Origin of the sequence: Variovorax ginsengisoli, from assembly GCF_030486595.1 — a bacterium.
Lineage (GTDB): Bacteria > Pseudomonadota > Gammaproteobacteria > Burkholderiales > Burkholderiaceae_C > Variovorax > Variovorax ginsengisoli_B.
This window is the reverse complement of record NZ_JAUJZH010000019.1, coordinates 81,085-92,967: the sequence shown is the minus strand read 5'-3', so window position 1 is coordinate 92,967 and position 11,883 is coordinate 81,085. Positions and strand designations below refer to the sequence as shown.

The 11,883-nt window shown below is 57.6% G+C and carries 11 protein-coding genes and 1 pseudogene; 2 read left to right on the top strand and 10 right to left on the bottom strand.

The window, feature by feature from the left end; translation table 11 throughout:
• Positions 1–8: 8 nt before the first annotated feature.
• The 6 genes from QZH52_RS24050 to QZH52_RS24025 form a co-directional block, all read right to left on the bottom strand.
• Complete coding sequence (locus QZH52_RS24050; protein ID WP_286539702.1) at positions 9–494, bottom strand: CopG family transcriptional regulator; 486 nt, start codon at positions 492–494, stop codon at positions 9–11.
• Positions 491–2,494 carry a conjugal transfer protein TraG gene (locus tag QZH52_RS24045; RefSeq protein ID WP_286539703.1) on the bottom strand — a complete coding sequence of 668 codons (2,004 nt, stop codon included), beginning with the start codon at positions 2,492–2,494 and terminating at the stop codon, positions 491–493. The genes QZH52_RS24050 and QZH52_RS24045 overlap by 4 nt, the downstream gene beginning before the upstream one ends.
• 274 nt (positions 2,495–2,768) lie before the next feature.
• Positions 2,769–3,656, bottom strand: a complete 888-nt coding sequence (locus tag QZH52_RS24040; RefSeq protein ID WP_301813002.1) for a LysR family transcriptional regulator — start codon at positions 3,654–3,656, stop codon at positions 2,769–2,771.
• A gap of 649 nt (positions 3,657–4,305) precedes the next feature.
• Positions 4,306–4,695: a nuclear transport factor 2 family protein gene (locus tag QZH52_RS24035; RefSeq protein WP_286539706.1), complete on the bottom strand. Its 390-nt coding sequence runs from the start codon at positions 4,693–4,695 to the stop codon at positions 4,306–4,308.
• A 568-nt stretch (positions 4,696–5,263) separates the two neighbouring features.
• On the bottom strand, positions 5,264–5,665 hold the full coding sequence (locus QZH52_RS24030; RefSeq protein ID WP_286539709.1) for a tautomerase family protein: 402 nt from the start codon (positions 5,663–5,665) through the stop codon (positions 5,264–5,266).
• An 89-nt stretch (positions 5,666–5,754) separates the two neighbouring features.
• Positions 5,755–6,894: a saccharopine dehydrogenase family protein gene (locus tag QZH52_RS24025; RefSeq protein ID WP_301812999.1), complete on the bottom strand. Its 1,140-nt coding sequence runs from the start codon at positions 6,892–6,894 to the stop codon at positions 5,755–5,757.
• 289 nt (positions 6,895–7,183) lie between these two features.
• Here QZH52_RS24025 and QZH52_RS24020 point away from each other — a divergent pair, with 289 nt between their 5' ends.
• Complete coding sequence (locus tag QZH52_RS24020; RefSeq protein ID WP_286539711.1) at positions 7,184–7,690, top strand: winged helix-turn-helix transcriptional regulator; 507 nt, start codon at positions 7,184–7,186, stop codon at positions 7,688–7,690.
• A 31-nt stretch (positions 7,691–7,721) separates the two neighbouring features.
• On the opposite strand, the gene QZH52_RS24015 is transcribed toward QZH52_RS24020, so the two are convergent.
• Positions 7,722–7,859, bottom strand: a complete 138-nt coding sequence (locus tag QZH52_RS24015) for a hypothetical protein (protein WP_286539712.1) — start codon at positions 7,857–7,859, stop codon at positions 7,722–7,724.
• A gap of 87 nt (positions 7,860–7,946) precedes the next feature.
• Here QZH52_RS24015 and QZH52_RS24010 point away from each other — a divergent pair.
• Positions 7,947–8,132: pseudogene (locus tag QZH52_RS24010) on the top strand (IS3 family transposase); the annotation flags it as partial.
• Between the two features lie 167 nt (positions 8,133–8,299).
• Here QZH52_RS24010 and QZH52_RS24005 read toward each other — a convergent pair.
• The 3 genes from QZH52_RS24005 to QZH52_RS23995 all read right to left on the bottom strand — a co-directional run bounded on the left by QZH52_RS24005 (position 8,300) and on the right by QZH52_RS23995 (position 11,783).
• Complete coding sequence (locus QZH52_RS24005) at positions 8,300–9,352, bottom strand: NAD(P)-dependent alcohol dehydrogenase (RefSeq protein WP_301813098.1); 1,053 nt, start codon at positions 9,350–9,352, stop codon at positions 8,300–8,302.
• A 374-nt stretch (positions 9,353–9,726) separates the two neighbouring features.
• Positions 9,727–10,509 carry an acetoacetate decarboxylase family protein gene (locus QZH52_RS24000; protein WP_286541423.1) on the bottom strand — a complete coding sequence of 261 codons (783 nt, stop codon included), beginning with the start codon at positions 10,507–10,509 and terminating at the stop codon, positions 9,727–9,729.
• A 179-nt stretch (positions 10,510–10,688) separates the two neighbouring features.
• A complete protein-coding gene (locus QZH52_RS23995; protein ID WP_286539714.1) occupies positions 10,689–11,783 on the bottom strand; it encodes an enolase C-terminal domain-like protein in 1,095 nt (364 codons plus the stop codon).
• Between the last annotated feature and the right edge of the window lie 100 nt (positions 11,784–11,883).

Here is an 11,883-nt window from a genome sequence, read left to right as displayed (position 1 = left end):
CGTTCGGATCAGGCAGGTTCACGAGGAACCTCCATGGCGTCGGCATCGGTCCCCGACTGGGCATCCGCCTGCGTCGGGTCAGCTGCAGCGGGTCCAATGTCCTCATGGACTTCGCGCACCAGGCTGCGCCCGCGCTGGATCTGGCGCGCGAGCTGTTCGATGAACTGCACGTAGCGGGCGCGCCCCTGCGCGCGAGCGGCCTCCTGCTGTCCCTCGGGAACAGGGATCGAGACCGTCAAGAAGTAGCGGACGTAGAGCGCCACCGTCTCGATCAGCACGTTCTGGTCGCGCTCCAGGCGGTCGAACTGGCGTGAAAGCTGGTCCAGGCGTTTGGCGATGGCGGCCTCACGCTGGTCCTCCCCATCGGGCGAGAGGAACGAAGCCAGCGCCGCAGCGATCACGGCGGACTTCGACACGCCCTTGTGCGCCGCGATCTGGTCCAGACGCTTCGCGTGCTCCGGCTCGATGAAGATGTTCAGCCGGGCGCGGGTCATAGCGCGATCCCGTCATCAGGGTCCAGTGCGACCAAACGCGCGGTGCGCATCAACTGCCGGTCCACGTCTTGCGGCCGCAGCGGCACGTCGTCTTCGTCATCAAGCACCAGCAGGCCCTCGCCGTCAGGCACCAAGGGCGCATCGGCGGTGAAATCCAGTTCGGGTTTGAGCTGGTGGCCACCCTCGTCGGCAAGACCGCCCGCATCGCCGCCAGAAGAAGTCGACAGTGCAGCCAGCGGTGGCAATCCGCTCCAGTCGTCAGGGCGCGTCGCGGGACGGTCCGCGTACGCGCCGGCAACCAGCACGGGCGCGGGCAGGACGCGCGTGGTGAAGTTCCGGTCCTGGTAGTACCGCAGCTTCTTCGCCTTGATCGGCGGATGGCCGGAGACCATCACGACCGCGTCGTCCTGCGGCAACTGCATCACCTCGCCAGGCGTGAGCAGAGGACGGGCCGTCTCCTGGCGCGACACCATGAGGTGGCCGAGCCATGGCGCGAGCCGGTGCCCGGCGTAGTTGCGCTGGGCGCGCAGCTCGGTCGCTGTGCCAAGCGCCTCGGAGATACGCTTGGCCGTGCGCTCATCGTTCGTCGCGAACGCGATGCGCACGTGGCAGTTGTCCAGGATGGAGTGGTTCTGGCCGTAGGCCTTGTCGATCTGGTTGAGCGACTGCGCGATCAGGAAGGCACGCAGGCCGTAGCCCGCCATGAAAGCCAGTGCGGATTCGAAGAAGTCCAGCCGCCCAAGCGCAGGGAACTCGTCCAGCATCAGCAGCAGCTTGTGCTTGCGTGCAATGCCGTCTGAGCCGTCCAGCGACTCCGTCAATCGCCGGCCGACCTGGTTGAGGATCAAGCGAATCAGCGGCTTGGTGCGGCTGATGTCCGAGGGCGGCACGACCAGGTAGAGCGAGACCGGATGGGCAGCCGAGATGAGGTCGGCGATCCGCCAGTCGCAGCGCGAGGTGACTTCGGCGACCGTGGGGTCACGGTACAGGCCCAGAAAACTCATCGCGGTGGATAGCACCCCCGAGCGCTCGTTGTCGCTCTTGTTCAGCACTTCACGTGCAGCCGAGGCGACGACGGGATGGACCTCTTCACCCAGATGCCCGGTGGTCATCATCCGGTGCAGCGTCATCTCGAATGGGCATGCCGGATCGGACAGGAAGTTGGCCACACCGCGCAGCGTCTTGTCCTCGCCGGCGTAGAGCACGTGCAAGATGGCACCGACCAGCAGGGCATGGCTGGTCTTCTCCCAGTGGTTGCGCCGCTCCAACGCGCCTTCAGGATCGACCAGAATGTCGGCGATGTTCTGCACATCTCGGACTTCGTACATGCCTCGCCGTACTTCGAGCAGCGGGTTGTACGCTGCAGACTTGGCGTCAGTCGGGTTGAATAGCAGGCAATGCGAAGACCGCGCGCGCCAGCCGGCAGTGAGGTTCCAGTTTTCGCCCTTGATGTCGTGGATCACTGCCGAGCCTGGCCAGGACAGCAGAGTCGGTACGACCAGGCCCACACCCTTGCCGGAACGCGTCGGAGCAAAGGCCATCACGTGCTCTGGACCCTCGTGGCGCAGGTATTTGGCGTCCCTGTGCGCGGTCTTGCCAAGGAACACACCGGCAGGCCGAGTCAAGCCGGTTTCGGCAATCTCCTCGTTCTCGGCCCATCGAGCGGAACCGTAGGTTGTGACGTGCTTGGCCAACCGTGAGCGCCAGATCGCCATGCCAATGGCCGCGCCCGTGGCCAGCAATCCGCTCGACGCGGCGATGACCCCGCCGCGCTCAAATACCTCGGGTGCATAGGCACCATAGAAATACCACCACTCGAAAAGCTTCCACGGCTGGTAAACCGGCGAATGCGAAACGCGGAACCAAGGTGGTCCAAGCCTGGCCTGATTGCCAAGCGCATGCGCCGTCCACTGCGTGCCAGTCCATAGGCCGGCGAGGGCGATACCCAGCACCACAACAATCTGTCCGAACAAAATACCGGTCGCACCCCGAGTCGGCATGGGCTACTCCTCCTTTGCGTCTGGATTCCAGCGCGTGCATGCTCCAGCGGCACCGCTTGCCCGAGTTTGGAATCGAGGCCCCAAACCGCACACCCATGGAAGAGCGATGGGGCGGGTTGTGGCGTAAGCTGGCGGAAGAAGCTGGGGCCGTACGACAGAGTTGCGCTTTTAATGCGTTTAACTCGTCAGCGAGTAGCAGCATCGAGGCAACTACGCGAACTGTCCAAGACCGATCACGCCATGCGGCGCGTCGTAGGAGCGATAGCTGTAACGACTAATGCAAAGTTTTGGTGTGCGCAACAAATCGTTGCAGCGAATGCGGTAGACCGAAGCGCTGGTGTTTGTGCAGCACGTACGTGGTGATACGCTCGTCCTCGTGCAGTGGTACGGCCACAACATCCGAGCGGCACAGCGTGGCAACGTGACCCGCGTCTGCCAAGCCCACTCCCAGGCCTGCAGCGATGCGCGTGAAGTAGCCGCTCAGCGTGGAGGCTTCCCCTGCGAATGTAGGAATCGTCGAGTGGCGTTGCGCGATAGCCCGAATCTGATGCAGAAGGCCCGGCAGCCGATCGGCATGGCAGGACAGGAGCGGAAAGGCCAGCACCTCGGTGATAGGTAGCGTAGGCTGCAATGCGAGTTCATGCCCAAACGGCAGCAGTGCCATGGCGCGGTAACTCCACGCGGGCTGCTGCGAGATGGTGTCGTCATTCGGTAGACCGAATGAAAAGCCTGCATCGAGCTGTTCGCGCTGCAATGCTGCCGCCAACTCCGAAGCACGCATCTCGGTCAGCTCCAGGGGCACCTCCGGGGCCACTTCGCGCCAGCGTACCAAGCACTCGGAAAGTTTGGGTTGCGCGATTCCGTCGGCCACCCCGATTCGCAACGGTGCGCGGAAGCGGACGTCCGTATCGCGTACGGCGCGATAAGTGCGTTCGACGCGGATGAAAAGCTTCCGTACCTCCTTGAGCAAACGCAGACCGGCAGGCGTCAAATGCAACTTGCGCGGGGTGCGGACAAATAACTGCACGCCCAGCTGATCTTCGAGATCGCGGATGGTCCGCGATAGCGGGGTCTGATCGATGTGCACGCGTTCTGCGGCACGGCGAAAGCTAAGTTCCTCAGCGACTGCGATGAAGTAGCGTAGGTGCCGCAGCTCGATCATTGCCACCTCACCGTGTCTGCTAGAAAACGCACGGTGATGAAGGTGGCAAGACGATAGAGAGAAAGCGTCAGGCTAGTGACATCAGTGCGATTCATTTTTTTCACTCCTTGATCTTGCCTTTCGGCAAGGTGCCCTGACTCGAACACGCCAGGTCGACATCGATGCAGTTCACGCCGCGCTGAAAAATGGCTCGATTGGTATCTCTTGCTCCCCCTTTCCGCGGGGCCCCGAAGACTCGGCACTGTCGATGCCTAGCCCACAATCCAGTTGTCTTCGCAGTCGGACCTAGTCAACTTGTCTGCATGCGCGAGTGGGGCCTACACACCAAGCACAACAAGGCGAAGCGGGCGGGAGACGCGAGAGTTGAGCATCCACTTCCCTTCCATGGAGACTTATTGGTGGTCGAAGAGCAAATCGCCCAGCAGTCGCGCGACATGCACCGCATCTCGACCGACCCATCGGCGATCTGGGTAACTCGGGTTGTGCTTCGGGAACGAGCTTGAGCGCTTTGAGGATTGACTCGTCCATCCCGTTTGCTTGGCGGATAACGATTCGAAGTTCCTGCGATGGACATACGTGCTCTATACCTACGCATATGCAAAACTCGTACTGCTTCCCCTGCAAAACCGGGGCTCCTGCGGGGCAAGGACTAGAACATCGTATTGCTGTTGGCCGATTCCGCGGGCACTTCCTGGATGACATCCCAGTGCTCGACGATCTTTCCGTTCTCGACACGGAATATTTCGACCGTCGCAAGTTCCTTGCCGAAGAAGAAGCTCTTCGCGTGAATCCAGACGAGGTCGCCCTCTGCGACCACTCGCTTCACTTCTGCCTTGGTCGGAACGCCGCTGTCAATTGCGCCTTGGATAAGTGCGCGAATTTGTTCCTTCCCGTCCGGGTAGAGCGGGTTGTGCTGTATGTATGAATCCCCCCAGTAGCGATCAATTGCGGTCAGATCCAGATTCCCGAAGAGTTCTTGCGCCGCCTTGAGGACGAGCCGCTTATTGGCGTCGGCCGTTGATGTTGATGCTGTTGTCATGAAGTTAGCCCTTTCAGTTGTTTGTAGTTACATTGCTGGTCGTTCAGAGACTTGAGCGATTGGTGTGTCGCACGAAGCCACTCTTATACGAGTACGCCAATTGCGGCGGGATCGAACTCTTTCATAGCGTAGCCAGGGTTGGCGCCTACCTTCTCTGTCCAGTGGATATCGCACATTGGGACTCGTCCGACAGCGATCAGATCGAACTCCTCGCACTCCGTCCGATCGACCAATTGGTCGAGGCTTGCGGCTTCTGAGCGCTCTCCGCCTGTGTGTGCTGAGGAACTCGTTGTTATGTCCAATAGCATCGACGCTGATGGTCGGCGCCCCCAAGGGCTTTTTCGCCCATCCGGTGATGGTTGAGGCCGTTTTCGCCATGCCACGTTCAAATGACTCCACGCGGCAGGCGCGAAACAGAACGTCATTTGGGGTCGAGGACACTTTGAAAGGCTCCACTGGGAAATGACCCGACATTCACAGGAAGAACATCGAGAAAGGTTCGCCGCTTCTCGAGCAACTTGGCGGTCGATCTTTCGATCATCTTGAGGAGCCGCCAACCGCCCGCATCTCATCCCGCCGGATATTCGATGTCGGAGGCAACCTTGCCGCCCCCGAACGACCAATCTTCCATTACGGTGTTCGCCGAGAGGCGGACGAAAACATCGTCCGGCGACAGGCCTGGTAATACCGAAAGCTTCTCCACGAGACGGGCCACAAACGCCTTCTTCTCATCACGCCGCCTTGCGTCGGACTCGATGTTGATGAGGATGAAATCGTCACTTCGCTCGCCGTCGATCCCAAATCGTCGATCGTATATAAGCGTCCCGGGCTCCAACTGTTCGATGATCTGGAACATGTCGTTCTCAGGCATGAGATAAGCCTCAACGAGGGCTTCATAAATGCTCTGTGATAGCTGCTTGATGTATTCTGAAGACTTACCCTTCAGCATAGTTACGCGAACGAGTGGCATGGTTTTTTCCTTTTCTGTGGTTTGGGGATGAATTGGCGAAAAACGAACATCAGAGTGGCACGCCTATCTGGCCACGATGGTTTGAACAGCTATTCCTCAACGCTGAAGCTCACGCCGGCGTGCCGCCTCAATCGCTCGACCAGGCTGCCGCGCAGCGCAGCGCCAGGGGTCCAGATGCCACCTGGCACATCCGGCGCACCCATCAGAGCGATCGCCGTTTCAGCGAGCATTTTTGATGACGCGCCATAACCGGGGTCGATATCGCCCTTCACTGACGTGCGCACCTTCCGCCCGTCCGCTCCGATTCCGATGAACAGGATGTCGTAAAAGCCGGCCTCACGCTCATCCTTAGTCGGCCCCTCGCCGGGCTTGGGCAGGAGGCTCATATCCCCTACGCTCGGTATTTCGCCACCGCCAACCACCATCTCGTCGTAAAGGAAATCCCTGCCATAAGGATGACCCATCAAGAGGTTCGAGCGATGGACGTTCTTGGTATCGAGCGCCGCCATGATGAACGGCCCAACGGGCCCCACGTCGGGGTCATCTCTGACCGCGTCGCCTTGAGGTTGGGTTGGCCCCTCGAAGCCAGGCGTTAAGCCAAACGGGCTCATGAAGACCGCGCGCTGCACAGCATCGTTTTGAACCGCCGCCATTGTGGCCATCACACTCGCGACAGAGCCCCCCGAAGGGCCGCCTTGCATGGCCCGCAGCCGAGCTTTCACGTGCGGCGCGGGGGCGCCCAGCGTCGCCTTAGCCGTCTCTTGGGCGTAATAGACTCCAAGCTCGAACACCAGCGAATCGAACCCGCATGAGAATAAGATCCGTGCGCCAGACGCCTTCGCCGTCGCCTCGTGCGTATCGATCATCTGACGAATCCAGGCGGGCTCGCCACACAAGTCTAAATAATCGACCCCAGCAGCCGCGCAGGCGGCCACCAAGTTTGAGCCGTAGAACTGATAGGGTCCGACGGTCGAGACAATCGCCTTGGTCCGCGCGATCATCGAGGCGAGTTGAGCCGGGTCGTTCGCGTTGGCCTCCACCAGCGGCATGTCCTTCGGCGCCCCGAGCTGATCGCGCACCTCTGCCAATTTCGCTTGGCTGCGACCGGCGATGGCCCACTTCACCTTACCGCCCACGCCATAGTGCCGCGCGTAATGCTCCGCGACGAGTCGGCCGATGTAGCCGCTCGCCCCAAAGACAATAATGTCGAACTCCGCCGCCGGGTTCATGGCAGGCTCCCTCTAGCTAATCGCATGTGCTCTTCGCTCCAATTTGCCCGAGCTGGCAAGCATTCCTCGCAGGCGTCATCGGGGCGCCCCATCGCGAAATGCCTCAACAAATCGGTTTAACTTTACAACCACCGCCCAGATGGTACTCTGCTTGGTTTATTTTTGCAACCTACGGCTTGAGTACGAATCGATGCAAACCAGGACACCACAGTGACTGCGGCGCTGTCGGAACGTGGATCGTCTATAGCAACAAGCCACTGGCATGCACACATCGGCATGAAGGAGTGAGATGAAGGGCAAGCGTACAACGCTGGAAACCAGCACTTGCGCGATCGCGCGATCCCTCGAGTCAATTGGTGACTGGTGGTCGCTGCTGATTGTTCGTGACGCCTTGGCGGGAACGCGGCGTTTTGGGGAGTTTCAACGGAGCTTAGGACTAGCGAAGAACATCTTGACCACGCGTCTGCGGAAGCTGGTTGCCTGCGGCGTTCTCACCACGGCACCCGCCTCCGATGGATCGTCCTATAGAGAGTATGTCTTGACCGAGAAAGGTGAACGGCTCTACCTAGTGGTCGCCTCGCTTTGGCAATGGGGAGAAGAATTCTGTTTCCCTCCCGGGCAACTCTCCTACGATCTGGTGGACCGACAAACGCACGAAAAACTCCGCCCACTTGAGTTGAAATCACAGGACGGTCGCACGCTCGGCCCGCACGACTTCGTTTCGCGCGCGCTCGAACGAGAAGACAGAGATCCTTCTTCAACCGCGCTGAGCTCAGGGGATCCGCTAGGAAAATGAGCGCCTGACAAGCATCCACGTCAGCGTAGCTTCACTTCGCGAGATGTTGCGGGTCAACAATTGGTATTTTTGCTCGCTCGCGTATGCGAGCCACGCTCTTGCCCTCGCGTCTGGCCCGCTGCAGGTGCGGCTGCCAACGCTTCGGGTCGATCTTGGGGATGCTGGTCAATACGTGCTCCTTCTTGTTTGATGAAGCTCGAACATCTATCGCCTTCTCGATCAATGCGGTAGGGCGTGGCTTATTGACGGCTTACGTATCACCTGCAGCATGAGCCGCGGAGACAAGGACAACTCGGCGATGGAGAGCTTCTTCAGTTCATTGAAGACCGAGCGCCGAGCGCACGGCCAGGAAGGTGTACCGGTGTACCAGTCACGTGCGGACGTGTTCAACTACATCGAGCGGCTCTACAACCCTACTCGACGTCAATTGAAACTCGGCTGGTCAGTCCGATTGAGTTCAAGAAGCTTGGGTCGGTGTCCACGCAATCGGCAGCAGCCCATGGCGCAGGTAAGTTCGATCGAACCGGCCAATATGCTCGCAAGCTCTGACACGGTTGGTCCACCCGCCGATTCCACTTCAATTAACACAGCCAGATTGACTAGCGCGAGTTAACGCACCGTTGCCATGTCGATGACGAAGCGGTACTTGACATCACTTTTGAGCATCCGCTCATAGGCCTCGTTGATTTGCGGCATCTTGATGATCTCGACGTCAGAGACGATGTTGTGTTTCGCGCAGAAGTCCAACATCTCCTGAGTCTCAGCAATGCCGCCGATCATCGACCCGGAGATACTGCGTCGTTTGCTGATGAGGCCAAATGCGCCGGGCGAAGGATTCGGCGAACTCGGTATCCCAACCAAGACCAAAGTGCCGTTCATCTTAAGCAGTGTCACTAGCGGATCCAAGTTGTGAGCGACCGCGACCGTATCGAGAATGAAGTCAAAGCTGTTGCTATGGATCGCCAATGCGTCGGCATTCTCCGAAACAACGACTTCCTTGGCTCCCAACCGCAGCGCGTCCTCGGTCTTGCTAGGCGAAGTGGTAAATAGGACGACGTGCGCACCCAGCGCTGTCGCGATCTTTATCCCCATGTGCCCAAGCCCGCCCAGCCCAACAATACCCACCTTCTGGCCCGGACCAACCTTCCAGTAGCGCAGAGGCGAATAAGTTGTGATGCCCGCACACAACAATGGCGCTACAGCAGCTAGGGCCTTTTCGTGGTGTGAGATTCTTAGGACAAATTTTTCAGATACCACGATGTGGTCCGAGTATCCGCCCAACGTATTGGCGCGCGACACTTGTTCCTGGCTGTTGTAGGTCCCGGTCATGCCGTTGTCGCAGTACTGTTCGAGACCTTGAGCGCAAGGTTGACAGTGCTGGCAACTATCCACCATGCAGCCCACGCCGACGAAGTCACCCACTTTGAATTTTGAAACGTCCGTTCCCACTTCACTCACACGTCCGACGATCTCATGGCCAGGCACACAGGGATATACCGACGGGCCCCATTCGCTCCTTGCGGTGTGCAGGTCAGAGTGGCAGACGCCGCAGTACAAAATGTCAATGGCAACATCCCGCGCCGTCAGAAATCTACGCTGGAAAGTGAACGGTGCGAGTGGGGTGGTGGCGGACTGGGCCGCATAAGCATGCGCGAGTGTCATAGCGTTTCCGATGTGGACGTTCTCGAAGGTGAACTCTATTTTTGACTTTATGAATGCCAGAACAAGCAGGATCCCCTGATATGCCGTTCTATTGAGAGTTCGATTAAAGATGGTCTGCGTAAGCTGTTTCAAGGTGCATCGATGTTCTGATTCGCATCGATTCGTATGCTCAGGCGCCTGGTATCAGTTCGCCTGGCGAGTTCAATCTGCCTGCATTCCCATCAAACTGCACTGCGCAATCCAAAGGTTGGGCAACGCAACCGCGTGTGCACCTGCATTGCGAACTTTGAAGCGGGCCGACTAACAAACCTGTCCAATAGTTCAAGCCGCGTTGGATACATCGCATGGGACTCAGAATGCACATGCCAAATCGATCATCCCAGTACTCGCTGCTCAGAAAGATCGGTAGCGCCTCGCACTTCGGCGATATAGCTAAAACGCGGTGAAAGCACTGGCAGACTTTCAAGTGCATTCACTATGTGAAACATAGTTGGAAGCTCCTCCCATGTAGAGCGGATAAATTTGACTTCTCCAATACCTGAAACAAAAGAGGTATATCGAGGCTTGGCTGAACTGACTTGTGGAGACAACACCATTTCGTCAACAGCGGCTTCGCCTACTTGGCGCAGGCTAGGGATGTAGCGATGGTGCAGAATTCCATCACTTTCCGGTGACTTCGGCGGCGCCCCGACCACCAAGTCGCTGAATGCCATCCGGATAAATTCGTGCCCTTCCCAAACGGCCGTGTGGAGTCGAGTCCCTTGTAGGATTCGGGGCTCTGGCAGCTCACAGTACAGCTTCGAAAATCCTAGTTCCTCACGGCCAGTAAGGATTGGTTCACATCGGTTTTCCCATAGGACAGACATGAATGACCCGCGAACTGATTCGCTAGCGCCGCGGTAGCGGACTGGATATGAAACCGAAAGCAGTGAATAACCGCGCCCGGCGAGCCACTCAAGTTCTGTCAACGTCACATGTTCCACAGTGACGATGGGTTCACCGTCGAGTTCGCAATTCGGCGGCAGCAATTTGCGAAGCTCAGCTTCATCCGTTAAAAAGCTGATTGAAGCGATAGTGCGCGGCGCATCACTAAGGTCAAATCTTTCTCCATTCGGTCCTTGGCGCGGTCCGGGACTGGGTCCAAACACCGTCGGCATTCTGTAACGCGAAGGAGTATCTATGCTATTTGTCATGATCAATTAAATACGAAAAGTGAAAAATATGCTGCAGGCTCTAATCGTCACGGGATTAGGTTCAATTAGCGCTTTAAGTTGCAGCCGCAACCTGAGTGGGGAAAGATGTGAAATGATGTGTATGCAATGCTCCGCGTGGGCTGCTAGATTAGATAATGCTGAACAGCTTTTTCATCCCATTCCAATCCCACGCCGGGGACATCGGGAATTAGGAGATTTCCGCCCTTGACCTCATACGGGGTCTGCAATATTACGTTGTGCCAGTCATTCCACTCTAGCCAATGGGCGGTTTCCGACACTCGCATCATATGTGCTGAAACCTCGGGATAAACGTGGGACGATAAGGGCAACCCTGCGGCACCCGCAATAGCAGCCGCTCGCGTCCATCCAGTTACGCCGCCGATGCGCATTAGATCCAGCATGACTAGATCAGATGCCTTCTTTTGAATTGATTTGTACAGCTCCCGCGACCCGTAAATGTTCTCGCCCATTTGCAGAGGAGTTTTAAGATCTGCCGCTAGGCGCGCATATCCATCAAAGTTGTCATAAAGCAGTGGTTCTTCGATCCAGATCAGTCCATGATCGTCAATCAAATGACATCGCTGTAGAGCCTCGGCGAGGTTAAGACCCTGATTAAAATCAACCATTAAATCAACTTCATCACCAACCGCCTCTCGAACTGCATCGAGAGTGGCAAGGTCATCAGCTATCTTTTCTCGACCCAATCTCATCTTCAAGCTGGTGAATCCACCTTCATCCATAAGTTCCTTAGCTTCTTCGGCCGCGGCCCTTGGTTCCTGAAGCCAAAGACCGTTAGTGTTGTAGCATTTGACTGAGCCGACAGAGCCACCAAGCATTGCACACAACGGGAGTTGCGCGCTCTTTGAAAGCGCATCCCATGCCGCCATGTCGACACCTGAAGCAGCAATCATTGAGAAACCTTCATAACCAATTAAATGAAGCGATTTCCGGACTGCATTGAACAAGTCAATCGGCGACACAGCTTGACCTTTAAGCATCGCCCCGACATCTTCAAGAGCAGCTACCAAATAACGCATAGATTTAATGATGTAAGGCTGCAGATAGCTGCGACCAATCACACCATCTTCCGTCATCAAATCAACCAAGACAATGGGCCAATCAGCAAACGAACCCATTCGCGTAACAATGGGTCGTTTGAGCTTGATGACGATTGGCCTGGCGGAAATGCTTCGGATTTTCAAAGATCTGTTGATCATTGCTTTAACCTCAAGTCTGGTGTTCAAAAAGGAAGTAGAGATTACCGGGCGATGCGTAGATCTCTTTGCAGGAATATTCCCCTCGCTAGGCGGAGCGACC

Excerpts from the sequence above, each read along its gene's own strand:
- QZH52_RS24020 (WP_286539711.1), top strand. The coding sequence starts at position 7,184 with ATGAAGGGCAAGCGTACAACGCTGGAAACCAGCACTTGCGCGATCGCG.
- QZH52_RS24050 (WP_286539702.1), bottom strand. The coding sequence starts at position 494 with ATGACCCGCGCCCGGCTGAACATCTTCATCGAGCCGGAGCACGCGAAG.
- QZH52_RS23995 (WP_286539714.1), bottom strand. The coding sequence starts at position 11,783 with ATGATCAACAGATCTTTGAAAATCCGAAGCATTTCCGCCAGGCCAATC.
- QZH52_RS24035 (WP_286539706.1), bottom strand. The coding sequence starts at position 4,695 with ATGACAACAGCATCAACATCAACGGCCGACGCCAATAAGCGGCTCGTC.
- QZH52_RS24045 (WP_286539703.1), bottom strand. The coding sequence starts at position 2,494 with ATGCCGACTCGGGGTGCGACCGGTATTTTGTTCGGACAGATTGTTGTG.
- QZH52_RS24005 (WP_301813098.1), bottom strand. The coding sequence starts at position 9,352 with ATGACACTCGCGCATGCTTATGCGGCCCAGTCCGCCACCACCCCACTC.
- QZH52_RS24030 (WP_286539709.1), bottom strand. The coding sequence starts at position 5,665 with ATGCCACTCGTTCGCGTAACTATGCTGAAGGGTAAGTCTTCAGAATAC.
- QZH52_RS24000 (WP_286541423.1), bottom strand. The coding sequence starts at position 10,509 with ATGCCGACGGTGTTTGGACCCAGTCCCGGACCGCGCCAAGGACCGAAT.
- QZH52_RS24025 (WP_301812999.1), bottom strand. The coding sequence starts at position 6,894 with ATGAACCCGGCGGCGGAGTTCGACATTATTGTCTTTGGGGCGAGCGGC.
- QZH52_RS24040 (WP_301813002.1), bottom strand. The coding sequence starts at position 3,656 with ATGATCGAGCTGCGGCACCTACGCTACTTCATCGCAGTCGCTGAGGAA.